The 22519-nt window shown below is 59.4% G+C and carries 31 protein-coding genes; 21 read left to right on the top strand and 10 right to left on the bottom strand.

The window, feature by feature from the left end:
* The first annotated feature begins 927 nt into the window (after positions 1-927).
* The 6 genes from ACNQFN_RS10525 to ACNQFN_RS10550 all read left to right on the top strand — a co-directional run bounded on the left by ACNQFN_RS10525 (position 928) and on the right by ACNQFN_RS10550 (position 4264).
* On the top strand, positions 928-1116 hold the full coding sequence (locus ACNQFN_RS10525) for a FitA-like ribbon-helix-helix domain-containing protein (protein ID WP_000024442.1): 189 nt from the start codon (positions 928-930) through the stop codon (positions 1114-1116).
* A 140-nt stretch (positions 1117-1256) separates the two neighbouring features.
* Positions 1257-2036: a P-type conjugative transfer protein TrbJ gene (trbJ, locus tag ACNQFN_RS10530; RefSeq protein WP_000836966.1), complete on the top strand. Its 780-nt coding sequence runs from the start codon at positions 1257-1259 to the stop codon at positions 2034-2036.
* 12 nt (positions 2037-2048) lie between these two features.
* On the top strand, positions 2049-2285 hold the full coding sequence (trbK, locus tag ACNQFN_RS10535; RefSeq protein WP_000718002.1) for an entry exclusion lipoprotein TrbK: 237 nt from the start codon (positions 2049-2051) through the stop codon (positions 2283-2285).
* A 10-nt stretch (positions 2286-2295) separates the two neighbouring features.
* Positions 2296-3723 (top strand): P-type conjugative transfer protein TrbL, encoded by a 1428-nt coding sequence (trbL, locus tag ACNQFN_RS10540; RefSeq protein WP_001405816.1) that lies wholly within the window; start codon positions 2296-2298, stop codon positions 3721-3723.
* 4 nt (positions 3724-3727) lie between these two features.
* Positions 3728-3976, top strand: a complete 249-nt coding sequence (locus ACNQFN_RS10545; RefSeq protein WP_000213809.1) for a hypothetical protein — start codon at positions 3728-3730, stop codon at positions 3974-3976.
* Between the two features lie 63 nt (positions 3977-4039).
* Entirely contained in the window at positions 4040-4264 is a 225-nt protein-coding gene (locus ACNQFN_RS10550; protein ID WP_000211355.1) for a type I toxin-antitoxin system ptaRNA1 family toxin, read from the top strand.
* A 36-nt stretch (positions 4265-4300) separates the two neighbouring features.
* Here ACNQFN_RS10550 and ACNQFN_RS10555 read toward each other — a convergent pair whose 3' ends face one another.
* The 5 genes from ACNQFN_RS10555 to ACNQFN_RS10575 form a co-directional block, all read right to left on the bottom strand.
* Positions 4301-4504 carry a hypothetical protein gene (locus ACNQFN_RS10555; protein ID WP_000131871.1) on the bottom strand — a complete coding sequence of 68 codons (204 nt, stop codon included), beginning with the start codon at positions 4502-4504 and terminating at the stop codon, positions 4301-4303.
* Positions 4505-4618: 114 nt separating this feature from the next.
* Positions 4619-5686: an ACR3 family arsenite efflux transporter gene (arsB, locus tag ACNQFN_RS10560; RefSeq protein ID WP_001272375.1), complete on the bottom strand. Its 1068-nt coding sequence runs from the start codon at positions 5684-5686 to the stop codon at positions 4619-4621.
* Positions 5683-6189, bottom strand: coding sequence for an arsenate reductase ArsC (locus ACNQFN_RS10565; protein WP_000140066.1), 507 nt, complete (start codon positions 6187-6189; stop codon positions 5683-5685). Before ACNQFN_RS10565 ends, arsB begins: the two co-directional genes overlap by 4 nt.
* Entirely contained in the window at positions 6186-6953 is a 768-nt protein-coding gene (arsH, locus tag ACNQFN_RS10570; protein ID WP_001239389.1) for an arsenical resistance protein ArsH, read from the bottom strand. The genes ACNQFN_RS10565 and arsH overlap by 4 nt, the downstream gene beginning before the upstream one ends.
* Positions 6950-7282: an ArsR/SmtB family transcription factor gene (locus ACNQFN_RS10575; protein ID WP_000447876.1), complete on the bottom strand. Its 333-nt coding sequence runs from the start codon at positions 7280-7282 to the stop codon at positions 6950-6952. Before ACNQFN_RS10575 ends, arsH begins: the two co-directional genes overlap by 4 nt.
* Before the next feature lie 147 nt (positions 7283-7429).
* Here ACNQFN_RS10575 and ACNQFN_RS10580 point away from each other — a divergent pair, with 147 nt between their 5' ends.
* From ACNQFN_RS10580 to ACNQFN_RS10590, 3 genes are all read left to right on the top strand, one after another.
* Entirely contained in the window at positions 7430-8167 is a 738-nt protein-coding gene (locus ACNQFN_RS10580) for a recombinase family protein (protein ID WP_001366550.1), read from the top strand.
* The gene (locus ACNQFN_RS10585) at positions 8164-8388 is read left to right on the top strand and encodes a hypothetical protein (RefSeq protein ID WP_000743213.1); all 225 of its coding nucleotides are present in this window, start codon (positions 8164-8166) and stop codon (positions 8386-8388) included. Before ACNQFN_RS10580 ends, ACNQFN_RS10585 begins: the two co-directional genes overlap by 4 nt.
* A 210-nt stretch (positions 8389-8598) precedes the next feature.
* On the top strand, positions 8599-10092 hold the full coding sequence (locus ACNQFN_RS10590; RefSeq protein WP_001120888.1) for an IS91-like element ISVsa3 family transposase: 1494 nt from the start codon (positions 8599-8601) through the stop codon (positions 10090-10092).
* Between the two features lie 175 nt (positions 10093-10267).
* Here the strand turns inward: ACNQFN_RS10590 and ACNQFN_RS10595 are convergent, their stop codons facing one another.
* The 3 genes from ACNQFN_RS10595 to ACNQFN_RS10605 all read right to left on the bottom strand — a co-directional run bounded on the left by ACNQFN_RS10595 (position 10268) and on the right by ACNQFN_RS10605 (position 12022).
* Positions 10268-10570 carry a phosphoglucosamine mutase gene (locus ACNQFN_RS10595; protein ID WP_000251875.1) on the bottom strand — a complete coding sequence of 101 codons (303 nt, stop codon included), beginning with the start codon at positions 10568-10570 and terminating at the stop codon, positions 10268-10270.
* A gap of 86 nt (positions 10571-10656) precedes the next feature.
* Positions 10657-11472: a sulfonamide-resistant dihydropteroate synthase Sul2 gene (gene sul2, locus ACNQFN_RS10600; RefSeq protein ID WP_001043260.1), complete on the bottom strand. Its 816-nt coding sequence runs from the start codon at positions 11470-11472 to the stop codon at positions 10657-10659.
* 388 nt (positions 11473-11860) lie between these two features.
* A complete protein-coding gene (locus ACNQFN_RS10605; RefSeq protein WP_418648751.1) occupies positions 11861-12022 on the bottom strand; it encodes a hypothetical protein in 162 nt (53 codons plus the stop codon).
* A gap of 57 nt (positions 12023-12079) precedes the next feature.
* On the opposite strand from ACNQFN_RS10605, the gene ACNQFN_RS10610 reads away from it, so the two are divergent.
* The 3 genes from ACNQFN_RS10610 to ACNQFN_RS10620 are packed head-to-tail and all read left to right on the top strand — an operon-like array spanning position 12080 to position 14201.
* Positions 12080-13336, top strand: coding sequence for a tyrosine-type recombinase/integrase (locus tag ACNQFN_RS10610; RefSeq protein ID WP_263088747.1), 1257 nt, complete (start codon positions 12080-12082; stop codon positions 13334-13336).
* Between the two features lie 60 nt (positions 13337-13396).
* On the top strand, positions 13397-13672 hold the full coding sequence (locus ACNQFN_RS10615) for a hypothetical protein (RefSeq protein WP_263088746.1): 276 nt from the start codon (positions 13397-13399) through the stop codon (positions 13670-13672).
* Positions 13673-13676: 4 nt separating this feature from the next.
* Positions 13677-14201: a helix-turn-helix transcriptional regulator gene (locus tag ACNQFN_RS10620; protein ID WP_418648752.1), complete on the top strand. Its 525-nt coding sequence runs from the start codon at positions 13677-13679 to the stop codon at positions 14199-14201.
* Positions 14202-14217: 16 nt separating this feature from the next.
* Here the strand turns inward: ACNQFN_RS10620 and ACNQFN_RS10625 are convergent, their stop codons facing one another.
* Entirely contained in the window at positions 14218-14604 is a 387-nt protein-coding gene (locus ACNQFN_RS10625; RefSeq protein ID WP_263088744.1) for a helix-turn-helix transcriptional regulator, read from the bottom strand.
* 139 nt (positions 14605-14743) lie between these two features.
* Between ACNQFN_RS10625 and ACNQFN_RS10630 the strand changes: the two genes are divergently transcribed.
* The 8 genes from ACNQFN_RS10630 (at position 14744) to tnpC (ending at position 20881) form a co-directional block, all read left to right on the top strand.
* On the top strand, positions 14744-15682 hold the full coding sequence (locus ACNQFN_RS10630; RefSeq protein ID WP_263088743.1) for a hypothetical protein: 939 nt from the start codon (positions 14744-14746) through the stop codon (positions 15680-15682).
* A gap of 11 nt (positions 15683-15693) precedes the next feature.
* On the top strand, positions 15694-16173 hold the full coding sequence (locus ACNQFN_RS10635) for a hypothetical protein (RefSeq protein WP_263088742.1): 480 nt from the start codon (positions 15694-15696) through the stop codon (positions 16171-16173).
* Between the two features lie 20 nt (positions 16174-16193).
* The gene (locus ACNQFN_RS10640) at positions 16194-17009 is read left to right on the top strand and encodes a TIGR02391 family protein (RefSeq protein WP_418648753.1); all 816 of its coding nucleotides are present in this window, start codon (positions 16194-16196) and stop codon (positions 17007-17009) included.
* A gap of 14 nt (positions 17010-17023) precedes the next feature.
* Positions 17024-18307, top strand: a complete 1284-nt coding sequence (locus ACNQFN_RS10645) for a hypothetical protein (RefSeq protein ID WP_418648754.1) — start codon at positions 17024-17026, stop codon at positions 18305-18307.
* Positions 18308-18314: 7 nt separating this feature from the next.
* On the top strand, positions 18315-18497 hold the full coding sequence (locus ACNQFN_RS10650) for a hypothetical protein (protein WP_418648755.1): 183 nt from the start codon (positions 18315-18317) through the stop codon (positions 18495-18497).
* Positions 18498-18529: 32 nt separating this feature from the next.
* A complete protein-coding gene (gene tnpA, locus ACNQFN_RS10655; protein WP_006217728.1) occupies positions 18530-18925 on the top strand; it encodes an IS66-like element accessory protein TnpA in 396 nt (131 codons plus the stop codon).
* Complete coding sequence (gene tnpB, locus ACNQFN_RS10660) at positions 18922-19254, top strand: IS66 family insertion sequence element accessory protein TnpB (RefSeq protein ID WP_003121550.1); 333 nt, start codon at positions 18922-18924, stop codon at positions 19252-19254. The genes tnpA and tnpB overlap by 4 nt, the downstream gene beginning before the upstream one ends.
* A 76-nt stretch (positions 19255-19330) precedes the next feature.
* Complete coding sequence (gene tnpC / locus ACNQFN_RS10665; RefSeq protein WP_031757192.1) at positions 19331-20881, top strand: IS66 family transposase; 1551 nt, start codon at positions 19331-19333, stop codon at positions 20879-20881.
* A 22-nt stretch (positions 20882-20903) separates the two neighbouring features.
* On the opposite strand, the gene cadR is transcribed toward tnpC, so the two are convergent.
* The gene (cadR, locus tag ACNQFN_RS10670) at positions 20904-21323 is read right to left on the bottom strand and encodes a Cd(II)/Pb(II)-responsive transcriptional regulator (RefSeq protein WP_010791743.1); all 420 of its coding nucleotides are present in this window, start codon (positions 21321-21323) and stop codon (positions 20904-20906) included.
* A 55-nt stretch (positions 21324-21378) separates the two neighbouring features.
* On the opposite strand from cadR, the gene ACNQFN_RS10675 reads away from it, so the two are divergent.
* Complete coding sequence (locus tag ACNQFN_RS10675) at positions 21379-22479, top strand: cation transporter (protein WP_077446928.1); 1101 nt, start codon at positions 21379-21381, stop codon at positions 22477-22479.
* The last annotated feature ends 40 nt before the right edge of the window (positions 22480-22519 follow it).

Here is a 22519-nt window from a genome sequence, read left to right on the forward strand (position 1 = left end):
TAATCCATCATGCGCGGTGCAGCTCGCGCCTTGAGGGCGCGTTCTGACCTTGCCAATAAAGCCCTGGCGGGCTTTATCAATCGGCCATAGGCCGATGGTTTAACGCCAAGAAGAGAAGGCGGCTTCAGTGGCCGCTGAAACGCCTTGTGAGAGGGGAAAACAACCCGGAGTCCCTTATTCCATGAGCTGAAGCAGAATCTGCGTCTAACGGTGCTGGAGGGCCGCTGTGTGCACTTGTAGTTATCTGTACTGAAACCTTGGCTCGAAACGTGAAATGGCTAAGCAGTGCCCATTCGTTCGGTAAGAATAATAAGAAGATTATTATTCTTATTATTACCAAGCAGGAATGAGCCGTGTGTGTTGGACGCCCATAACCAGTAACCTGCGTGAAGGTGTCAACATCAGGAAAGGTTGCCCCTCAAGTATCAATACGTCGCCTTAGTGGTATGACGGGAGGGGAGGCAAATTTCTTGTGTTCATTGACACTTGAGGGGCGGGTTATGCCCTTCTTTTTTGGCGTCCAACTCGCCCCATCGGGGCGAATGGTTTGTGTCGATTGTTGGCATTTTAGGTTCCGATTTAAAGCCGATTGAGCAGCGATTTTGAAGCGACTATGTCGATTGCAGGCCGATTTGGTGACGATTACGGTTATGTTGCCAAGAATCGGTGTTTGTTTGACGATAAAACGCTTTACGTTCGATATGCGCTAGATTTTCAATAGTGGGTGAAATGCGGGCAGGATGGGTGAAGTTAGCTAACCGGCAAGCCGGTTATCTATCTTCACTGTCCCTTATTCGCGCCGGGGGCACTCAACGGGAATCCTGCCCTGCGGGGCTGATCGGCTACCGCCGGTTGCAAGAGTATAGGTCTTGCTATTTTTAATATCTTTGATAGCATGGTTGTCGGGTACACCAAAAGGGTATTGATATGGCAAATGTGCTTATCAGGAATTTACCCGCCGAGGTGCACCGTGCGTTGAAAGTTCGAGCAGCGCTCAACGATAGGAGCACCGACGCGGAAATACGCGAAATACTGACGGCGGCAGTACAGCCGCTAGAGCTTGAAGAGATTGGCCGGGAAGTTGGCTTGTCCGAAAGCGATAAAAAAACAGAGTAGTTTTACGTTTGTAAGTCCGGGCCTCAGCGCCAAGGGCAATACCGATCAGCTAGTGGCGTAGCTCTTCGATGAAACGTTGCCGAGAACAAGCACAACGCTTGGTCAAGGCAATGCCTTCTTTTCATCGACGGAGTACGACCATGAAGTCCAAAATTTTAGCGGCTAAAAAAACCGCTCTAGCCGTTGCACTCGCAACCGGCTTTATCACCACTACCACCGCCCCTGTGCAAGCTGGTATCCCCGTCATCGACGGCGGCAACCTGGCCCAGAACATCATGACGGCCATCGAGTCGGTGGCGCAGACGCTCAAGCAGATTGAGCAGTACCAGACCCAGTTGCAGCAGTACGAAAATCAGCTCCAGAACACGATGGCCCCAGCCGCGTATATCTGGGATCAGGCGCAGACTACGATCAACCGGCTGATTGCCGCGCAAAACACGCTGGCCTATTACGAGAACCAGCTAGGCAGCCTGGATCGTTACCTGGCCAAGTTTCAGGACGTGGCCTATTACCGCAGCTCGCCATGCTTCAACGGCAGCGGCGGATGCACGCCGGCCGAAAAGGCAGCGATGGAAGAGAACCGCCGCCTGGCGTCAGAGTCGCAAAAGAAGGCCAACGATGCCCTGTTCCAGACCGTTGCCGACCAGCAAAAGGCTTTGAAGGATGACGCCCGTACCCTGGAGCGGCTGCAAGGCGCGGCCCAGGGTGCAACTGGCCAGCTACAGGCCATCGGCTACGCCAACCAGCTCGCCAGCCAGCAGGCCAATCAGCTCTTGCAGATTCGCACCATGTTGACCGCCCAACACAACGCGGAGGCAGCCCGGATTGCAGCAGAACTCGATGCCGAGGCGCGAGGTGATGCCAGGGCCGAGCAAATGCGTACCTGGACGTTTCGCCCGAGTCCGGCAGACAACTACTAGGGAGGCGGTGAGATGAAAAAAATCTTTTTTACTACCGCGGCTACGTTGCTGTTGTTGGCTGGATGTGAACAGGAAAGGATGCCCGAACCAAATGCGGCGACGTGTGCCCCCGATGCGTTCCAGGCAGCACTGAATGAAATGCGCAGCGAAGCGAACCGAGAGGCCTTTACCGAGGAATGCAGAGCATTCCAGAAGGCCAAGCAGATGCGTCAGTGGGAGTTCAAGCCCAGCCCTAAAGATGATTATTGAGGTGGTCGCCATGAGAAAGAAAATTGCTCTAGGTGGCTTGATGATGGTCGCCACAATGGTGCTGGCTGAACCTGCAATGGCGCAGGAGCTAAGTAGCAGCGGTGTTATGAATGATGTGCTCAAGCGTTTTCATGATGCTGCCGCAACATGGGGGCCAGCTATTGAGTCCGCTGCATCGCGTTTGTTCTGGACGCTGGTTGTGATTTCGATGGTCTGGACATTCGGCATGATGGCTTTGCGCAAGGCCGACATTGGCGAGTTCTTCGCGGAGTTCGTTCGCTTCACGATCTTCACCGGCTTTTTCTGGTGGTTGCTGACGAATGCGAACCAGGGCATGAATATCGCCGGTACGATTGTTCAGTCATTGCAAACTCTGGGCGCGCAGGCGGGGGGACTTTCCAATAGCAATCTTGGGCCCTCCAGCATCCTTGATCTTGGTTTCGAGTTATACAACCGCACAGTACAGGCCACCTCGGAGCTGGGATGGCGGCAGATGGCAACTGCTCTGGTCATGGAGCTAATGGCCCTGGCTGTTTTGTTTGTCCTGGCGTTGATTGCGGTCAACCTGTTGCTGTTGCTCGCATCAGCCTGGATTCTGTTGTATGCCGGTGTGTTCTTCCTTGGCTTTGGTGGAAGTCGTTGGACTTCCGACATGGCGATCAATTACTACAAGACCGTGCTGGGCCTGGCCGCACAGCTTATGGCAATGGTGCTTCTGGTTGCGATTGGCAAAGAGTTCATCAATCACTACTACACGCAAATCAGCGAGAACATGGCATCCCAGGAACTGGCCGTGATGTTGGTTATATCGGTCATCTTGCTTTTCTTGGTCAACAAAGTTCCGCCGATGATTTCTGGTCTTGTGTCTGGTGGTGGTATTGGCGCAGCCGGTGGAATTGGAAACTTCGGTGCGGGTGCGGCAGTTGGGGCGGCGGTGACGGCGGCCAGTATGGCAACTGGCGGCGCTGCCCTGGCAGGTAAAGCGGTTATGGGTGCCGCAGCCGGTGCAGCCGGAGGTGCAAGTGCACTCCAAGCGGCTTTTCAGAAAGCATCAGCGAGTATGGAAACCGGCGGTGACATGTCCAGCATGGGGTCAGTTGTCAGCAGTGGCGGAAACGGTGGTGGTGAAGCGGGTACTGCTGGCAGTAGCCCATTCGCCCAAGCGGCTGGCTTTGGTGACAGCGGCAGTAGCTCAAGCGGTGGCGGCTTTGCCAAGGCCGCGAAGCTGGCCACAGGCACGGCCTCCGAGTTAGCCAAGGGTGTCGGCTCTCAAGTGAAGCAGGGATTCCAGGAGCGAGTGAGCGAAACCACAGGCGGAAAACTGGCTGCTTCGATACGCGAAAGCATGGAGCCGAAAGAAGCAAGCCAATCTGGCCAGTTCGAGGGCAATAGCTTGGGCGCCGATTCTGGCCCAGATAGTAACGAAGTCAGGAGTTAGCACGATGACGACATCAACATACATGGCCGCATTGGCGGCCCTGGATGAAGCGCCAAGGGAAGAAGTCAGCCAGGTATTTATTTCGCCGCTGGGTGATCAATCGACCGAGGTCGATGCAGAGACAGAAACAGCCGCTTTTGTATCACGGCCAGACCCTATGAGAGAGAGCGAAACTAAGCCGATAAGTATTGAGGTTAATGGCGGCAGGAATGAGCGGTCAGCATTCGCGGAGGCGGCGGGGCTGTACCTGTAGGCGCACCGGGCTGGCCACAACCAGCCCGGCACTTTCAATCAACACCTACTGGAGAGGTGAATTATGACAACACAACATATTATCGAACCAGGGCAAGCAGTGCATCAAGCAGCGGCTATTCTTTCTTCTTTGGAGTACATCAACCAAGCGGAAGCGCGGAGCCTTGGGCCATTGGCCGAAGCCGTCGCTAATGCTTTTATGGTGGTGTACTACCAAGCTGAAACGGGCCGGGCGACACAGGCTGATTTTCAAGAAGCAATGAACGCCTTGCGCCAAGCGTGCAGCTAATGACGAAAGGGCGGCCACTCGAACTGGCCGCCTTTTTCAATCTTCACTGTTTGGCCATTCCCGACCCACAGACGGCGCATCCATCCATTCGCGTTCCTCCGGCGGCAGCGGGTAAGCCCCGGATGCTTCCGCGTCGGCCAGTAGTTCGGCCAGTGTGTAGCGCACCCGACCAGTGGAAACGGCGCGGGCCGGGTCGGCCTTCTCATGCAGCCTGTTCTCTAGGTTCTTTGGGTCTGTCATCGGGCGACCTCAGCAAGCATGGATACTAGGTGTTCCAGGTCAGTGATCGAATGCGCCAGGAAGCGGCCGGCGCGGCAATCTGCAATCATTTCCTCAGTTTTTTCCTACTCATGTTCAACCTCGTTCGTACCAGCTCTTCGAGCGATTCACCACGCGCACGACCAGCAGCATCACCGGCACTTCGACCAGGACGCCGACCACGGTTGCCAATGCAGCGCCGGAGTGCAGACCGAACAAGCTGATGGCGGCCGCCACGGCCAGCTCGAAGAAGTTGCTGGCACCGATCAGGGCCGAAGGACAGGCGACAGAGTGCTTTTCCCCCGCCCGCTTGTTCAGCCAGTAGGCTAACCCGGAATTGAAGAACACTTGAATCAAGATCGGCACGGCTAGCATGGCGATCACTAACGGCTGCCGGATGATGGCCTCGCCCTGGAAGGCGAACAGTAGAACCAACGTCAGCAGCAGCGCGGCCATCGACCACGGCCCGATCTTCTGCATGGCCCGTTCAAAGGCGGCCTGTCCTTGCTTGAGCAGATGCCGCCGCAAGAGCTGCGCCAGGATCACCGGCACGATGATGTAGAGCACGACCGAAATCAGCAGCGTGTCCCAAGGCACCGAGATCGAGGACATGCCCAGCAGCAGGCCGACGATGGGCGCGAAGGCCACGATCATGATGGCGTCGTTCAGAGCCACTTGCGAGAGCGTGAAAAGCGGGTCGCCGTTGGTAAGGCGGCTCCACACGAACACCATTGCCGTGCAGGGCGCGGCGGCCAGCAAGATCAAGCCCGCGATGTAGCTGTCCAGTTGATCGGCCGGCAGGAACGGAGCGAACACTTGTCGGATGAACAGCCACCCCAGCAGGGCCATCGAGAATGGCTTGACGGCCCAATTCACGAACAGCGTGACGCCGATGCCGCGCCAATGCTCTTTGACCTGGTGCAGCGCCCCGAAGTCGATCTTGACCAGCATCGGGACGATCATTACCCAAATCAGCAGGCCCACCGGCAAATTGACCTGGGCCACTTCCATGCGGCCTATGGCCTGGAACACGTCAGGAAGGCCCTGGCCGAGCGCAACACCGGCGACGATGCACAGGGCCACCCACAGCGTCAGGTAACGCTCGAAGCCGCTCATCGGGGCCTGGCGCGGCTTCGCGGCGATGGCCTGTGCGCCGGCGCTCATGCTTCCTGCTCGGTCTTGCCGATGTTCGCCAGCTCGCGCTTGATGGCCGTCTGGTCAAGCATTTTGAGAGGCAGATTCACGAACAGGCGGACGCGGTTCATCATGTGCCGGAAGGTTTGTTCGAAGGCCCGGCGCTTCTCGGCGTCAGTGCCTTCGACGGCGGCCGGGTCTTCAAATCCCCAATGCGCCGAGATCGGCTGACCAGGCCACACCGGACACATTTCGCCGGCGGCGTTGTCGCAGACGGTGATGATGAAGTCCATCTTCGGTGCGTCGGGCGTGGCGTACTCGTCCCAGCTCTTGCTGCGCAGATTCTCGGTCGGGTAATTCACCGACTCCACCTTTTCGACGGCGAAGGGATTGACCTTGCCGGTTGGGTGACTGCCGGCGCTGTAGGCGCGGAAGCGCCCTTGCCCCATCGTGTTGATGAGAGCTTCGGCCATGATGCTGCGCGCCGAATTGCCGGTGCAGAGGATGAGGACGTTATAGATTCTTTCGGTCATGATGTTTCGCTTTCTGGTAGTGGCTGGGGAGCAATGGCGATGGATGAAAGATCGGTGGCCTCGTCGATGACGTGGCCGGCCGCTTTCCGTTCGGAATAGCGGTCTGTCAGTGCTTCACGGTGCGGCCGTACCAGCGCCGTGAAGCGCACCAGTTCTTCCATCACATCGGCTATTCGGTCGTAGTACGGCGAGGGCTTCATGCGGCCCGCCGCGTCGAACTCTTGGAACGCTTTGGCGATACTCGACTGGTTCGGAATGGTGAACATTCGCATCCAGCGGCCGAGCAGACGCAAGGTGTTCACGGCGTTGAAGCTCTGCGAGCCGCCGGATACCTGCATCACGGCCAGGGTGCGGCCTTGGGTCGGCCGGATGCCGGCCATTTCAAGCGGCAGATGGTCAATCTGCGCCTTCATGACACTGGTAATCTGACCGTGGCGTTCCGGGCTGCACCAGACTTGTCCCTCTGACCACTCGGACAGGGCGCGCAGCTCCTTGACGGCCGGGTGATCGTCGCTTTGCACTTGATCGGGCAACGGCAAATCGGACGGGTCGAAGATGCGTGTTTCTGCGCCAAAGAATTGCAGCAGCCGGGCCGCTTCCTCGACGGCCAGCCGTGAGAACGAGCGGGCGCGCAGCGAGCCATACAGCAGCAGGATACGCACCGGCGGGGCGTCGGGTGCCAGCCCGAGCGCCGGGCGCTCGATGGCAAAGGATTTGTCCAAAGCGGGCAAAGAATCGGGGTCGGAAAGATGGCGAAGTCTCATGCCAACACCTTCCCGGCTTCCGTGGTGCAAGACAGGTTGCACACCTGGCCGCCGCAGCAGTTTTCCGTGAGAAAGGCCACCAGGTTAGTGGCCGTCGAAAAGTTCGCCTCGTAGATCACAAATCGGCCTTCTTGCCGCGACGTGACCATGCCGGCGTGTGCCAGCTCTTTCAGGTGGAAGGATAGCGAAGACGGCGGGATGCCGGCCGCTTCGCTGATTTTTCCGGCGGCCATGCCGGCGGGGCCGGCCTGGACGAGAAGCCGGAACACCGCGAGGCGCGATTCTTGAGCGATGGCCGCCAGGGCGGCTACAGCATTTATCGTTTCCATGTTTCAATAATAGTCGAAATATGGAGTGTGCTCAATAGCTCATTTAAGCTGTAAAAATGAGCTAGGCGCATTTAGATCGATATGTGATAAATTGGCCTGCCAGTTTAAGATGGGTGCATTTGAGTATGCCCAAAGGAGCCCGCAAGTATGCGCAGGACGAAGCCAGTAGCCGCGCCGATGGTGGCGCGGGTCTATCTGCGCGTCAGCACCGACGCGCAGGACTTGGAACGCCAAGAGGCGATCACTACGGCCGCGAAGGCCGCCGGCTACTACGTCGCCGGCATCTACCGTGAGAAGGCATCCGGCGCACGCGCCGACCGGCCTGAGCTGCTGCGCATGATCGGCGACCTACAGCCCGGCGAGGTGGTCATTGCCGAGAAGATCGACCGCATCAGCCGCCTACCTTTGCCCGAGGCCGAGCGCCTGGTGGCCTCGATACAGGCCAAAGGCGCACGCCTGGCCGTCCCTGGCGTGGTCGATCTATCCGACCTGGCGGCCGAGGCCCAGGGCGTCGCCAAGATCGTGCTGGAAGCCGTGCAGATCATGCTTTTTCGCCTGGCCTTGCAGATGGCCCGCGACGACTACGAGGACAGGCGCGAACGCCAGCGCCAAGGCATTGAGTTGGCCCGCCAGGCCGGGCGGTACAAGGGCCGCCGTGCTGATCCGAAGCGCCGCGCCCAAGTTGTCGCGCTGCGCAAGTCCGGCTACAGCATCAACAAGACCGCCGAGCTGGCCGGGTACAGTGCGGCCCAGGTGAAACGGATATGGGCCGAGGTCAGCCAGGCCGAAGCGAAGCAGCACGGCGCGTTCGTGGAGGACGCATTGACGGAAGCCGATGCCCTGGCCGCTGTCGGCCAGGATGAGCGCCAGGAGGAAAGGGCATGAAGAAGCCGAACCAAGACGACGAGCCGTTTTTCATCACCGAGGAGATTGCGGCCGAAATGATCGCCGGCGGCTATGAGTTCGAGCTGCCGCCCATTCCTTGCACCATCCGCCTACGCGACGTGCTGGAGCGCATGACCGATGCTGAGCTAGCATTGCAGCCGGGCGAGATCGCCGACCAGGAGCGTGAACGCTGCCGGCGCAAGCCGTGTTCAACCTCATGATCTGGTCATGGTATTTTTCATGGCACTGAGCCTGATAGTTCTTGCAAATTGTTGTCACTAAAGGGTTTTGTGTGCTTGTTTACAATCGAGTGGGAGTGACGGGCACTGGCTGGCAATGTCTAGCAACGGCAGGCATTTCGGCTGAGGGTAAAAGAACTTTCCGCTAAGCGATAGACTGTATGTAAACACAGTATTGCAAGGACGCGGAACATGCCTCATGTGGCGGCCAGGACGGCCAGCCGGGATCGGGATACTGGTCGTTACCAGAGCCACCGACCCGAGCAAACCCTTCTCTATCAGATCGTTGACGAGTATTACCCGGCATTCGCTGCGCTTATGGCAGAGCAGGGAAAGGAATTGCCGGGCTATGTGCAACGGGAATTTGAAGAATTTCTCCAATGCGGGCGGCTGGAGCATGGCTTTCTACGGGTTCGCTGCGAGTCTTGCCACGCCGAGCACCTGGTCGCTTTCAGCTGTAAGCGTCGCGGTTTCTGCCCGAGCTGTGGGGCGCGGCGGATGGCCGAAAGTGCCGCCTTGCTGGTTGATGAAGTACTGCCTGAACAACCCATGCGTCAGTGGGTGTTGAGCTTCCCGTTTCAGCTGCGTTTCCTGTTTGCCAGCCGGCCCGAGATCATGGGGTGGGTGCTGGGCATCGTTTACCGCGTCATTGCCACGCACCTGGTCAAGAAAGCGGGCCATACCCACCAAGTGGCCAAGACGGGCGCGGTCACCCTGATCCAGCGTTTTGGATCGGCGCTCAATCTGAATGTTCACTTCCACATGCTGTTTCTCGACGGTGTGTATGTCGAGCAATCCCACGGCTCAGCGCGTTTCCGCTGGGTCAAGGCGCCGACCAGCCCAGAGCTCACCCAGCTGACGCACACCATCGCCCACCGGGTGGGTCGCTATCTGGAACGGCAAGGCCTGCTGGAACGGGATGTCGAAAACAGCTATCTGGCCTCGGATGCGGTGGATGACGACCCGATGACACCCCTGCTGGGGCACTCGATCACTTACCGTATCGCTGTCGGTTCACAGGCGGGGCGAAAGGTGTTCACTTTGCAAACTCTGCCGACCAGTGGTGATCCGTTCGGTGACGGGATTGGCAAGGTAGCCGGGTCCAGCCTGCACGCCGGCGTGGCGGCCAGGGCCGATGAACGCAAGAAGCTCGAACGGCTGTGCCGGTACATCAGCCGCCCGGCGGTATCCGAGAAGCGGCTGTCGTTAACACGAGGCGGCAACGTGCGCTACCAGCTCAAGACGCCGTACCGGGACGGCACCACGCACGTCATTTTCGAACCATTGGATTTCATTGCAAGGCTGGCCGCCCTGGTACCGAAGCCCAGAGTCAACCTAACCCGCTTCCACGGGGTGTTCGCACCCAACAGTCGGCACCGGGCGTTGGTCACGCCGGCAAAACGGGGCAGGGGCAACAAGGTCAGGGTGGCTGATGAACCGGCAACACCAGCACAACGGCGAGCGTCGATGACATGGGCGCAACGGCTCAAGCGTGTTTTCAATATCGACATCGAGACCTGCAGCGGCTGCGGCGGCGCCATGAAAGTCATCGCCTGCATTGAAGACCCTATAGTGATCAAGCAGATCCTTGATCACCTGAAGCACAAAGCCGAAACCAGCGGGACCAGGGCGTTACCCGAAAGCCGGGCGCCACCGGCTGAGCTGCTCCTGGGTCTGTTTGACTGACGAGCCTGAAGGCCAACGATACCAATCAAAATGCTGCGTTCACAGCGCCGCGGCAGGGATCCGCCGTGCTGGTTGTCGGAAAAGGAGCCGCTAGTGGGAAAGAGGAGGGTAAATTTTCAGCGTTGCTGGCTCCCCGTCAGCCGGATTGGGTTGCATCGCAGGGGTGTCGAAAGAGTCAACTGCGGTCCAAAGCTGTTGGACTTGGGTGAAAAGGGCGTTTATTCTTCCTATACGTTGTCGGCAGCGGGCCAAAAAGGAATACGTCCATGCCCATCGAGGTGAAACCGGCTGTGAGCGCGGGTTCAAGCATATAGCCCGACAGGCGCGTATCCTTGCCGATCACGACACGATGGCGGTGGTCACCGCGACGAAAGACACGGCCAGCCGCCATGCCGACGCGCAAGGCGGTTTCCGCCGTCATCGCGCCTTCGTTGGCTTTGCCACGAATACCGTCTGTGCCGAAATATTTGCGCACCATAAGGTCGATTATCCTGTCGTCGGGTCGCCCTCAAAGGGGACATGCCTGCTGAACCGCGAATATAGAGAAATATCCCGAATGTGCAGTTAACGAATTCTTGCGGTTTCTTTCAGCGCCGCCAATACCGCCAGCCCGTCGCGCAAGGGGCGCGGCTCGTGTGTGCGGATGAAGTCAGCTCCACCTGCGGCGGCGGCAAGCTCTGCAGCGAGTGTCGCGGCCCCGACATCCCCCGGACCACGGCCTGTGAGCGCGCGCAGAAAGGATTTGCGCGAAACAGACAGAAGCACCGGCAAATCGAAGCGCAGCCGCAATTCATCGAACCGCGCCAGCACCGAGAGCGAGGTTTCGGGAGCAGCCCCCAGAAAAAACCCCATGCCGGGATCAAGGACAAGGCGGTTGCGTTTGATACCGGCACCCGTCAGCGCCGCGATGCGCGCGTCAAAGAACGCCGCAATGTGATCCATGATGTCGCCAGCGGGTGCCTCGCGCCGATCTGCCTGCCCGTCTTGCACCGAATGCATAACGACGAGTTTGGCAGATGATTTCGCCAATTGCGGATAGAACGCAGCGTCTGGAAAACCGCGAATATCATTGAGATAGGCCACACCACGCGACAAGGCATAGGCTTGCGTCGCGGGTTGATAACTGTCGAGCGAGACGGGAATGCCATCTGCCTTGAGCGCGTCCAGCACCGGCGCGATACGCGCGATTTCTGTGTCGGACGAAACAGGCGCGGCGTCGGGATTGCTGGATGCCGGACCGAGGTCGATCACATCTGCCCCCTCGGCCATCAGCTTACGCGCCTGCGCAATGGCTGCGTCTGGCGCCAGATACCGGCCTCCATCGGAGAAACTGTCCGAGGTTATGTTGACGATGCCGAAAATGATGAGCGATTTATTCATGGGGGCTTCTATAATAATAATAATCGAGCATGAGTATCATACGGATGCTCGGGTCGAAAGGGAATCCCCAGGCGAGTAACCTGTTTGCGGTGATCCATTAGCTGCAGGAGCAGAAGAGCATACATCTGGAAGCAAAGCCAGGAAAGCGGCCTATGGAGCTGTGCGGCAGCGCTCAGTAGGCAATTTTTCAAAATATTGTTAAGCCTTTTCTGAGCATGGTATTTTTCATGGTATTACCAATTAGCAGGAAAATAAGCCATTGAATATAAAAGATAAAAATGTCTTGTTTACAATAGAGTGGGAGTGAGTTGACGTCCTTCGAGGACTATCGCTAGCTATCGAAAAACTGTCATAACGTGTTGATATAGAAAGGAATACGTCGCGACAGCTATCGGTGGCTATCGCCGGCCAGCGGAACAGGTTGGCGGTGAAACTGGCGGTAAGAATCGGAGGCCGGATTAAGACCCTCCCGTTCACTATTCAGACCCAAACCGTCTTTGACGGTAAAAGTCTTCTCGGGAAAGCTGGTTTTATGCGGCTTTCCGAGCATCAGCAGGTCTCCTGGCCCCTGACGGTAAAAGCCGTCACGAACCGGAGGAAAACCTCGATGCTCACCGACACTGCACTGCGCAATCTCAAGCCTAAGTCCAAGACTTACAAGGCTTTTGACCGCGACGGAATGTACGTGACGGTATCGCCTGTCGGTACCGTCACCTTCCGCTACGATTACCGTCTCAACGGACGCCGGGAGACGTTGACCATCGGCCGCTATGGGCCAGCCGGCGTCTCGCTGGCCTTGGCCCGCGAAAAGCTGATCGACGCCAAGAAGGCCGTCGCCCTGGGCAAGTCCCCTGCGCTGGAGAAGCAGCGCGAGAAGCGCCGTTTGACCGCCGCCAAGACCTTTGGCGAAGTGACCGAGAAATGGCTGGCCGGCGCCAGAATGGCCGACAGCACCAAGGCGATGCGCAAGAGCATCGTCGATCGAGACATCCTGCCGGCCTTTCAGAACCGGCAGCTCAACGAAATCACCGCCGATGATCTGCGCGCCCTCTGCAACAAGGTGAAGGCGCGCGGTGCGCCCGCGACCGCGGTACACGTCCGCGACATCGTGAAACAAGTCTATGCCTTCGCCATCCTGCATGGTGAGAAGGTGGACAACCCGGCCGAGGATGTGGGTGCTGCGTCGATTGCGACTTTCGTGCCGAAGGATCGCGCCTTGTCACCGCTGGAGATTCGCCTGATGGCGCGGCAGATGGAATCGGTGGCGACCTATCCGACGATCCGGCTGGCGCTGCGCATGATCCTGTTGACGCTGGTGCGCAAGAGTGAGCTGATCCAAGCCACTTGGGATGAGGTCGATTTCGAGAACGCGACCTGGACGATCCCCAAGCAGCGGATGAAGGGGCGCAACCCGCATGTGGTCTATCTCTCGCGCCAGGCGCTCGACATCTTCGTAGCTCTGCACACCTGCGCTGCCGGCTCGAAGTTCGTACTTCCGTCGCGCTACGACGCCGACCGCTGCATGTCGAACGCGACCTTGAATCGGGTCACGCAGATCGTCGCGAAGCGGGCGAAAGCTGCAGGCCTGCCCTTGGAGCCGTTCACCGTCCACGATCTGCGCCGTACCGGCTCGACGCTGTTGAACGAAATCGGCTTCAACCGCGATTGGATCGAGAAGTGCCTGGCGCATGAGGACGGGCGTTCCTCGCGCTCGATCTACAACAAGGCTGAGTACGCCGAGCAACGGCGCCACATGCTGCAAGAGTGGGCCAATATGGTTGATGCCTGGATCGATGGTCAGACCTACGTGCCGAAGTTGATGCCGGAGAACGTGGTCGTGCCGACGTTGAGCGCAACAGCCTGAAATAGCGGCTAGGTTGTCACTTGACAACCTAGCCAATCATCCCCATACTGGAGATCACTGATGGCTCGTTCCCCTCATCCGAAGAAAGAGGTCGAGGAAGCTCTCAGGCACGCCGAAGGGCAGGGCTGGCGCGTCGACGTCGGCGGCAGCCACGCTTGGGGGCGGATGTATTGCCCGTACAACGATGAGGAATGTCGCTGCGGCGAGTTCTGCATCACCAGCATATGGAGCACGCCGAAGAATCCCAGCAACCACGCGCGCGCCTTGCGGCGCGTCGTGGACAACTGCACCTCGCACCGCCAGCGGCGCGAAGCTGACGATGGTGCCAAGGAGTAGCGCGATGGAATACACCTTCACTCTGAAATACCAGCTCACCGATGATGACCGCGACCCGGATGCACTGGTGGAGCGCCTGTGCGAAGCCGGCTGCGACGATGCCTTGGTCGGCATCGGGCAGCCGGGGCGGTTGGCGCTGGAGTTCACCCGCGAGGCAGCGGATGCGGACGAGGCCGTGCGTAGCGCGCTGGCCGATGTGCGGCGCGCCGCACCGACAGCGCGACTGATCGAAGTGGCGCCGGATCTGGTTGGGCTGACCGACGTGGCCGACATCGTGGGCGTGTCGCGGCAGAACATGCGCAAGCTGATGCTGGCGCATCCGGGCAGTTTTCCGGCGCCGGTGCATGAGGGCAGCGCGTCGATCTGGCACTTGGCGGACGTATTGGACTGGTTGCAGGCCAAGGGCAGTTACTCGCTGGCCAAGGACGTGTTTGAGGTGGCGCGGGCGGCCTTGCAGGTCAACGTGGCGAAGGAGGGACGGCGATTGCCGCGCTCGGCATCCAAGGCACTGGAAGCCTTGGTTGGATGAGCGCCGTTGCTTGGCCTTACGCCTCGCTCGAACCCGCCCGAACAGGGCGGGTTTTTCGTAGATGGACATCCGGCTTCGAGACGCCAACGCGCGGAGCCTGCTTTCGTTCTTCGACCCACGCTTCCACTTCGGCCAAGTCCCACACCACGCAACGCGGCGTCAGATTGAAGCGGCGTGGGAACTCGCCGCGGCGCTCCATTTCGTAGATCGTCGTTTCAGCCAGGGGGACGATCTGCCGCAGTTCCTGGCGGCGGATGGTGCGACGGAAGGGCAAGACACTGCGCTTCGGGAACTGTGGGAGATCGTCGTAGGCGTCCGAGCCGGGCAGGGGAACGGATACCGGGCGCGAAGAATCCTTGGCGCCGGTGTCTCGGCTGTTGAGCTTTGTCGGGTTATTCTCCATATCGCACTCCGTGAGCGTTCAGCGCTGCAAGGTTCACTGCCGCACGAAGTAATGGTGGCTTTCATTGACTATCGTGGAAACTCGTTGGAGCGTAGAGAAGCGTATTCAAGAACAGTAGTTAAGTGAAAAGGGCAGGGGCATGGCAACTGTGACGGTTTCTCCGATCCACTTCGAGGACTACAGTGGTGTTCAGTTCGAGCGCCTTGTCTTTGCATATCACGTGCGCGCCGGCTGGCGTGACTTGGTTTGGCACGGCCAATCTGGAGGCGATCAAGGGCGGGACGTCTCGGGCATCGAACTGTTTGATGGCCAACCTGCACGCAAGACCATCATCCAGTGCGCGAACAGGGACACGCTCACGTTGGCGAAAGCCAAGGGCGACATGACCAAGGCCGTCAAGGCTATAGGCGGAACGCCAGATGCCTTCAAGTTCGTCTCTCGTGGCGCTGTTTCGGACGCCAATCGCACTCGGATCGAGCAGGCCGCAGCTTCCCTGGGGATTCCTCATGTAACGATATGGTCGGGTGTGGAGTTCGAGGAAAACCTGCGGCTTCGTGCCGAGTACCTGCTGCACCGCTTCGTCCTAGGCATTGAGTTTCCAGACATCGAAGCGGAGATACGAAAGTTCGTGGATGACTTCCCCGACCTCTCGGATGCCGACGTGCTGCAATTGATGGCGGCCGTGTTCGATCGACCGGCTTTTCGTACGCCATTTCAACAGGAAAGCTCCCTGCCTGCCTTTCAGCAGGCGATCGAAGACACCATTGGCGCACTCAACACCGGCGTTTGGCGGACGCGCGAGGGAGACGAGATCAGGCGTATCCCCTCGATCCATCATTTGCGAGATCAGCACATCCAGGCAGTGCTTGCAAAGGTGGTTCGTCAAGTCGATGAGTTGCGCCGTATCTTTGTGATCCGTCTCAAGGAAGGGGAGATCAGGCACTGCGGATGCGGTCAGCCGAATTGCCCCACGTACATGCTCTCGCATCGCGTTGCCAACGAACTGGACGAAGCCAGACGGAAAATTCTGACGACGTTTAGATCGGTGTACCTGTCCTTCGATGTGAGCCTTCAGTAGGCGATATGGCAATGGCGTTGTCCGAAGATCAAATTCAGTACCTCAACAGTCATCCTCCGGGCGAGGCTGTGGCGCGCGCGTTGTCCGAACTACTGGACAATGACCAGGACTTGCTCGGTGTCGACGCTAACGAACGATCCATCACCTTTCGCTTTGCGCTGTATCTCCAACAGCATTTTCCTGATTTGACCGTAGATTGCGAATACAACCGGGATGGCATAGAGCCAAAAAGACTTGGACATCTGGAGCTTTACCCGGACAGCGAGGATGATGATGCGAAGACTGTATTCCCAGATGTGATCGTTCATCAGCGAGGAACGAGAAAGAACCACCTGGTCTTGGAGTTCAAGAAGTCAACGAGTCACGTTGACCGACAGATCGACCTTCGGAAACTTCGAGGCTACAAACAGCAGCTTGGCTACGAGCATGCCCTGTTTGTGGAGGTCGGCACCGAGGGAAAAGCGATCATCACGGCGCTTGAATGGGCCTGAGAGGCGGAAGAGAAGAGCTCATGATACGTATTCCACCGTTCAGCTCACAGCATCTTGAAGCCGCTTGTCGCGTCCTCGCCGACACCGAGCGCGGCTTGAGCGGAACGCAGATCGAACGGTTGCTACAGGAGATCGAGGTCGTGGACACATCGCCCGGTATGACCAAGTGGAAGCGGCTGTTCAATGCGCTGGCCGGTGCGCAGAACCAGCATCAGCTTGGCAACCATCTCATCATGTTTATCAACCGCGCGATGAATCCGGTGAACTATGCCCGCGACGCTGCAGCGTTTGCATGGCGGCGCGACGAACTCAACGTCGTCCTGGCCTTCTCCGGCTTCTACGTGCGCGAAGATGGCAAAGTCGCGCATGCAAATAAGGCCACAACGCTCGATGCCGCGCGCGCCCGCGCGGGCCGACTCAAGGCCGCACTCGAAAGCCGCGTCGTCCATGCTGAAGTGCTGAACTATTGCCGCGCCGAGCTGCTGGACGACAACTACTTCCATGCCGTGTTGGAGGCAACGAAAGGCGTTGCGGAGCGGATTCGCCTGTTGTCGGGCCTGAACGGCGATGGCGCTGACCTGGTGAACAAGGCATTCGCGGGTCAGCAGCCCGTTCTGGCTTTGGGACCGCTTACCACCGAGTCCGAAAAGAGCGAACAGAAAGGCTTCGCCAACCTGCTGATCGGCCTGTTCGGCGCCGTGCGTAATCCGCTGGCCCATGCACCCAAAACGAATTGGCCCATGTCCGAACAGGACGCACTGGACATCCTGACGCTGGTGTCGTTGATTCACCGCAAGCTGGATGGCACCACGAAACTAGCGGCCGTATCGCCATAAGAGACAGACAGGAAATGGACGAGGCGATCGTTGTCTTCTCTCGAAAAGGGATTTTCCAGACCATGATTGCCGCGCGCGATGTTCGCAGCCGGGAACACGCGCGCAAGCTGTGGCCTCTGGTGTCTCCCGGCGCATCGCGTCAGATGGTGACATGGGTCAACCCCTCCTTTGAAAACGGGAAGCTGCGTCGGCGTTCCCATTTCCGGATGCTCCCTGCCCAGAACACCTTCAACCCCAAAGCGCACTTCGACGATGAAGAAGCCAGACGGTGGCGCGCCGTGCAGGAAAGTCCCGAACACCGGCAAGCGAAAGAACTTGTCGCGGCCGAACTCTCTCGACGCCTGAATGCTGGGCTTGCGATGCCGTGGGCATTCAAGGATATGGATGCGTCGGACTATCCGCTGGAAGGCAACTTGTTGCTCGGCTCCGACCGGGTGGCAACCGAGCATCCTCTGGAGACGCCATTCGGCAGCAAATTCCGGCTCGACGTTGCTGTGCTTGGCCCGCCGGTCCAGGCTGAGCCGATGGTGCTAGGCGGCGTTGAAATCGAACTCGGCCATGCCTTCGACGGGCGCAAGGCACTGATCGGGAAGTCGCTCGGATTTCCGCTAATCTCCATCGACATCACTGAGATGACGCTGGACGAACTCACGCCTGAGTGGGCGCAGCGGGTATTGACCGCAACCACGCGGAGCCACGAGCAAGGACGCCGGCAGACCTACATCTATCTCCACGACCTGCTGTACCCCCTCTACGCGCAATTGCCGGCGTTTCTGGACGACGAGCAGCGCCATCAGTTCCTTGTGTTTGCCGACGATGAGACCCTGAACAAGTTGGTGCGCTGGATGAACCTGCTCGCCGAAAAGCTGGAGTACCCGAAGGGTACGGTCGCCGTAGCCCTGGTCAATGGCAAGAACGAACAGTCGCGCAAGATGCTCGAACGCGCAGGACAGGTCGTTGGCCCCGACTGGAGTGAGTTCAATAGCCAGCGATGCCTGCGGCTGACCGTACCGCGTCCCAAAGGCCCGGCGGATCTGCAAGCCCATCGCTTCCACATGACGATGGCGCGCATCCTGCTGTCGCACACTGATGCGCTTGTTGGCTACAAGTATTGCAACGGCGTTGACAACAATCATCCCGAAGAAGACGTGTGGGTTGCGCATCGCTGGATCGCCGACCTGAAAACCCATACCCAGCACCGCGTATTGCCGAAGCGGCTGGCAGAACCGATCAACAGGTTGATCGCGGTGGTTTCGGACCTGCATCGCAGTCACGCGGCTGCCAGCCAAGAGGCGTGACCGTCCCATGTCCGAAATCATCCTGCGTGCAGACACCCCAGCGGAGCTAAGGGTCGGGCTTGCCAAACTCGATATCGACGTCCCCCTGCGATCGGAGGGACGCCGGAACCACCATGCAGAACGCTATTGCATCGCGCATGTGCTCGCAACGCTGCCGTTTGATCGTAAGCGTCCGGCAATCCCATCTTGAGATAGACCCAGTGTCGAGGCATCGTGTGCACGATGAACATCACGCACACTATGGCGAACGACACGATCGCCCAGCGCCCCAAGCGGCACTACTACTCCCCGGAACTTAAAGGCCAGATCGTGGCCGAATGCCAGGTCTCCGGCGCGTCAGTGGCCGGCGTAGCGCTTGCACACGGAATCAACGCCAACATCGTTCATCGCTGGATGCGCGAGCAAGCAGACTCCCTGTTGCCAGCGCCCCGGAATGAGTTCGTTGCGCTGAATCTGCCTCCACCAGTTGAACAGCTCCCAGCAACCGAGACCAGCTCGCCGCCCGTGTCGCGTGCGATTCGCGTTGATGTTCGGCGCAGCGCCAGCGTAGTCACCGTGAACTGGCCCCTGGAAGATGCAGCGTCATGTGCAGCGTGGCTGCGCGACTGGCTCCGATGATCCGCATTGATGCGCTGTGGCTCTCCACCGAGCCGCTGGACATGCGAGCAGGCACCGAGACGGCGCTCGCCCGGGTAGTGGCTGTCTTTGGCGCAGCGCGCCCACACCACGCCTATCTGTTCGCCAATCGACGAGCCAACCGCATGAAGGTGCTGGTGCACGACGGCATCGGTGTCTGGCTGGCGGCCCGGCGCCTGAATAGCGGCAAGTTCGTCTGGCCGCGCGATGCCGCCACCACCGCCACACTCAGCCGAACGCAGTTCGATGCGCTCGTGCTGGGCCTGCCCTGGAAGAACGTCGGCGAGGCTGGAGTCATCACTGTACTTTGAGTGCTCCGGTCGTTGGCCAGGCAATCAGCGCTTGCACCGATGCGCGAATGTGATGTTAGCCGCATCATCTTCTCCCGTGATCACCGCAGACCACCTTGACACCCTGGAGCCGCAGCAGATGCGAGCGGCCCTGCTGTCGTTGATGGGTGAGCTGGCCGAGCGAGACGGCGTGATCGCACGCCAGGGCCAAGAGGCGGTCTTCAAGCAGGCGCAGATCGACAAGCTCACGCACGAGAACGCACTGCTCAAGCGCATGAAGTTCGCCGCACAGTCGGAGCGCTTCAGCGCCGAGCAGAAGAGCCTGCTCGATGAATCGCTGGATGAGGACCTGCAGGCGGTGGCCGATGAGATCGAGCAGGCCACGCCGCCAGTGGCAGGCCGCCAAGACAAGCAAGTCCCCAAACGCGCACCCCTGCCGGCCAACCTGTCGCGGCGCGAGATCCGCCACGAGCCCGAGTCCACCACCTGCGCCTGCGGTTGCCAGATGAAGCGCATCGGCGAGGACGTGGCCGAGAAGCTGGACTACGCGCCCGGCGTGTTCACGGTGGAGCGCCACATCCGGGGCAAGTGGGCCTGTGCCCAGTGCGAGACGATTCACCAGGTGCCTGTCGATCCTCACATCATCGACAAAGGCATCCCTACCACTGGGCTACTGGCGCAAGTGCTGGTGGCCAAGTACGCCGACCACCTGCCGCTGTACCGCCAGGAAGCGATCTTCGGCCGCGCCGGCCTAGCCATCCCCCGCTCCACGCTGGCGCAATGGGTGGGCTCGTGTGGCGTGCAGTTGCAGCCACTGGTTGACGCCATGAGGACAGAGCTGCTGCAGCGCCGCGTGCTGCATGCCGACGAGACGCCGGTGTCCATGCTCAAGCCGGGCAACGGCAAGGCGCACCGGGCGTACCTATGGGCCTATGCCACGGGCGCCTTCGAGAACATCAAGGCGGTCGTCTACGACTTCTGCGAATCGCGCTCGGGCGAACACGCCCGGCGCTTCCTGGGCGACTGGAGAGGCAGCCTCACCTGTGACGACTTCAGCGGCTACAAGGCCTTGATCGCAAGTGGTGTGACCGAGGTCGGCTGCCTGGCGCACGCGCGGCGCAAGTTCTTCGATTTGCACGCGGCGAACCAAAGCCAGATCGCCGAGGTCGCGCTGCAGCAGTTCGCGCGGGTCTACGAGATCGAGCGTGAGGTCAAGGAGATTGCGACCGATCAGCGCCAAACCATCCGGCAACAACAAACGAAGCCGCTGCTTGATGCCTTGCACCAGTGGATGGTGCTGCAACGCCAGAAGGTGCCGGAAGGCTCGGCAAGCGCCAAAGCGCTGGACTACAGCTTGCGGCGCTGGGAGGCTTTGACCCGGTTCGTCGATGACGGACAGCTGCCCGTGGACAACAACTGGATCGAGAACCAGATTCGGCCGATTGCCATTGGCCGCAACAACTGGCTCTTTGCGGGCAGCCTACGAGCTGGTCAGAGGGCAGCAGCCGTCATGACGCTCATCCAGTCAGCACGACTCAATGGGCATGATCCCTATGCGTATCTCAAGGACGTTTTGGCTCGCTTGCCGACGCAACGGGTTAGCCTGGTTCACGAGTTGCTACCGCATCGTTGGTTCGCACCGAGCTGAATGTCGTTATTTGAGGCTCCGCTCAGCGAACGGTTGGCCAGCTTGCCCCAGTGGCGCTGCGCAGCGATTCAAGTGCACCGCAATCGCCAACGCATACCCCTCCCGCACAGGTACTGCGGATGGCACGCAGTTGCTTGCGCAGCGCCTGCAACTCGGCGATTCGCTGCTCTACCAAGCGCATTTGATCGTCTAGCAAGGCATTGACCTCGTCGCAGGACATGGCGGGGTCGTCCTGCAACTGCAGCAGAGCCCGGATATCGTCGTGCGACATGTCCAGCGAGCGGCACCGAACGATGAAGGCCAACCTGTCGACATGCTGTTGGCCATATTGCCGATAGTTGTTGGCGGCCCGCAGGGGCGCCTGCAGAAGGCCCTCTGCTTCATAAAAGCGCACCGCGGGAACGGAGCACCCTGCCAATGACGATAGTTCACCGATTTTCATATTTGCCTACCTACCGCTTGACTCTACAGCTACTTGAGGGTTTCTAATACGGGACATGAGTACATGTCAAAGCAGTAGCTGCTCGAGCAGTTGCAATTCGCAGACGGTCGACGAGGCCCCAAGCGCCATTGCTTCCGTGGAGAGCACATTTTCAGTTCCGGGAATGGACTGCCCCTCCGAGGAGAACCTCATTCGCATGGCGCTGGGTGGTCTGACCGGGGTTGGGCCGATGACCTTCGATCTGGCCCATCGGCAGCTCCGGGTGGTGCACTCGGGCGAGCCCGCCAGGATCGCCCAGAAGCTGACGCCCCTGAACTTGGGTGCGGTTCTGCTGACAAGCGAGAGGCGCACCGAAGGCGGGCAGTGGAAGACGCGTTTCTCCGTGCCGAAGATGGATTGCCCGTCGGAGGAGAATCTCATTCGGATGGCGCTGGCCGATGCGTCGGCTGTTGCGGCACTGGACTTCGATCTGAAGGACCGTGTACTCACCGTGCAGCATGGGGGAAGTACGCAAGAGCTGCTGGGCCGTCTCATCCCTCTCAACCTCGGCGCGCAAGTGTTGGACAGCGTGCAAAGCGACGAGTCTACGGCCCCAGACGCAGAGGGGAATGCCTCTGAGGCTCGGACCTTAAAGCTGCTGCTCGCTATCAACGGTGCGATGTTTGTCTTTGAGTTGATCGTTGGCCTGATCGCCCAGTCCACAGGTCTCATAGCGGACTCGCTTGACATGTTCGCCGATGCGGCGGTCTACGGACTGGCGCTCTATGCGGTGGGCCGCGCCGCCGCCTTGAAGATGAAGGCAGCGCACATCGCTGGTTGGTTGCAAGTCGTGCTTGCGCTTGGCGCGCTTTTGGAGGTCGTTCGGCGGGCAGTTGTGGGAAGTGAGCCGGCGTCCATGCTCATGATGAGTATCGGGCTGGTCGCATTGATCGCCAACGTCACCTGCCTGGTGCTGATCGCCAAGAAGCGGGATCGGGGCGCCCACATGACGGCAAGCTACATTTTTTCTGCGAATGATGTGATCGCAAACGCGGGGGTGATAGTCGCTGGTGTTTTGGTCGCTTGGACGGGCTCCTCGTACCCTGACCTCGTGATTGGCGCAGTCATTGCGCTGATAGTGCTCAGCGGTGCCCGGCGCATCCTGAACCTCCGATAGCCAATCTAGCGGCATCCCACACCGATGCCTAGCCAAGGTG

This window comes from Thauera butanivorans (assembly GCF_048398245.1).
In the GTDB taxonomy this organism is placed as follows: domain Bacteria; phylum Pseudomonadota; class Gammaproteobacteria; order Burkholderiales; family Rhodocyclaceae; genus Thauera; species Thauera butanivorans.

What these genes read in the sequence shown, in the direction of transcription:
- ACNQFN_RS10525 (WP_000024442.1), top strand. Translation starts at nt 928, where the DNA reads ATGGCAAATGTGCTTATCAGGAATTTACCCGCCGAGGTGCACCGTGCG.
- trbJ (WP_000836966.1), top strand. Translation starts at nt 1,257, where the DNA reads ATGAAGTCCAAAATTTTAGCGGCTAAAAAAACCGCTCTAGCCGTTGCA.
- trbK (WP_000718002.1), top strand. Translation starts at nt 2,049, where the DNA reads ATGAAAAAAATCTTTTTTACTACCGCGGCTACGTTGCTGTTGTTGGCT.
- trbL (WP_001405816.1), top strand. Translation starts at nt 2,296, where the DNA reads ATGAGAAAGAAAATTGCTCTAGGTGGCTTGATGATGGTCGCCACAATG.
- ACNQFN_RS10545 (WP_000213809.1), top strand. Translation starts at nt 3,728, where the DNA reads ATGACGACATCAACATACATGGCCGCATTGGCGGCCCTGGATGAAGCG.
- ACNQFN_RS10550 (WP_000211355.1), top strand. Translation starts at nt 4,040, where the DNA reads ATGACAACACAACATATTATCGAACCAGGGCAAGCAGTGCATCAAGCA.
- ACNQFN_RS10555 (WP_000131871.1), bottom strand. Translation starts at nt 4,504, where the DNA reads ATGACAGACCCAAAGAACCTAGAGAACAGGCTGCATGAGAAGGCCGAC.
- arsB (WP_001272375.1), bottom strand. Translation starts at nt 5,686, where the DNA reads ATGAGCGCCGGCGCACAGGCCATCGCCGCGAAGCCGCGCCAGGCCCCG.
- ACNQFN_RS10565 (WP_000140066.1), bottom strand. Translation starts at nt 6,189, where the DNA reads ATGACCGAAAGAATCTATAACGTCCTCATCCTCTGCACCGGCAATTCG.
- arsH (WP_001239389.1), bottom strand. Translation starts at nt 6,953, where the DNA reads ATGAGACTTCGCCATCTTTCCGACCCCGATTCTTTGCCCGCTTTGGAC.
- ACNQFN_RS10575 (WP_000447876.1), bottom strand. Translation starts at nt 7,282, where the DNA reads ATGGAAACGATAAATGCTGTAGCCGCCCTGGCGGCCATCGCTCAAGAA.
- ACNQFN_RS10580 (WP_001366550.1), top strand. Translation starts at nt 7,430, where the DNA reads ATGCGCAGGACGAAGCCAGTAGCCGCGCCGATGGTGGCGCGGGTCTAT.
- ACNQFN_RS10585 (WP_000743213.1), top strand. Translation starts at nt 8,164, where the DNA reads ATGAAGAAGCCGAACCAAGACGACGAGCCGTTTTTCATCACCGAGGAG.
- ACNQFN_RS10590 (WP_001120888.1), top strand. Translation starts at nt 8,599, where the DNA reads ATGCCTCATGTGGCGGCCAGGACGGCCAGCCGGGATCGGGATACTGGT.
- ACNQFN_RS10595 (WP_000251875.1), bottom strand. Translation starts at nt 10,570, where the DNA reads ATGGTGCGCAAATATTTCGGCACAGACGGTATTCGTGGCAAAGCCAAC.
- sul2 (WP_001043260.1), bottom strand. Translation starts at nt 11,472, where the DNA reads ATGAATAAATCGCTCATCATTTTCGGCATCGTCAACATAACCTCGGAC.
- ACNQFN_RS10605 (WP_418648751.1), bottom strand. Translation starts at nt 12,022, where the DNA reads ATGCTCGGAAAGCCGCATAAAACCAGCTTTCCCGAGAAGACTTTTACC.
- ACNQFN_RS10610 (WP_263088747.1), top strand. Translation starts at nt 12,080, where the DNA reads ATGCTCACCGACACTGCACTGCGCAATCTCAAGCCTAAGTCCAAGACT.
- ACNQFN_RS10615 (WP_263088746.1), top strand. Translation starts at nt 13,397, where the DNA reads ATGGCTCGTTCCCCTCATCCGAAGAAAGAGGTCGAGGAAGCTCTCAGG.
- ACNQFN_RS10620 (WP_418648752.1), top strand. Translation starts at nt 13,677, where the DNA reads ATGGAATACACCTTCACTCTGAAATACCAGCTCACCGATGATGACCGC.
- ACNQFN_RS10625 (WP_263088744.1), bottom strand. Translation starts at nt 14,604, where the DNA reads ATGGAGAATAACCCGACAAAGCTCAACAGCCGAGACACCGGCGCCAAG.
- ACNQFN_RS10630 (WP_263088743.1), top strand. Translation starts at nt 14,744, where the DNA reads ATGGCAACTGTGACGGTTTCTCCGATCCACTTCGAGGACTACAGTGGT.
- ACNQFN_RS10635 (WP_263088742.1), top strand. Translation starts at nt 15,694, where the DNA reads ATGGCGTTGTCCGAAGATCAAATTCAGTACCTCAACAGTCATCCTCCG.
- ACNQFN_RS10640 (WP_418648753.1), top strand. Translation starts at nt 16,194, where the DNA reads ATGATACGTATTCCACCGTTCAGCTCACAGCATCTTGAAGCCGCTTGT.
- ACNQFN_RS10645 (WP_418648754.1), top strand. Translation starts at nt 17,024, where the DNA reads ATGGACGAGGCGATCGTTGTCTTCTCTCGAAAAGGGATTTTCCAGACC.
- ACNQFN_RS10650 (WP_418648755.1), top strand. Translation starts at nt 18,315, where the DNA reads ATGTCCGAAATCATCCTGCGTGCAGACACCCCAGCGGAGCTAAGGGTC.
- tnpA (WP_006217728.1), top strand. Translation starts at nt 18,530, where the DNA reads ATGAACATCACGCACACTATGGCGAACGACACGATCGCCCAGCGCCCC.
- tnpB (WP_003121550.1), top strand. Translation starts at nt 18,922, where the DNA reads ATGATCCGCATTGATGCGCTGTGGCTCTCCACCGAGCCGCTGGACATG.
- cadR (WP_010791743.1), bottom strand. Translation starts at nt 21,323, where the DNA reads ATGAAAATCGGTGAACTATCGTCATTGGCAGGGTGCTCCGTTCCCGCG.
- ACNQFN_RS10675 (WP_077446928.1), top strand. Translation starts at nt 21,379, where the DNA reads ATGAGTACATGTCAAAGCAGTAGCTGCTCGAGCAGTTGCAATTCGCAG.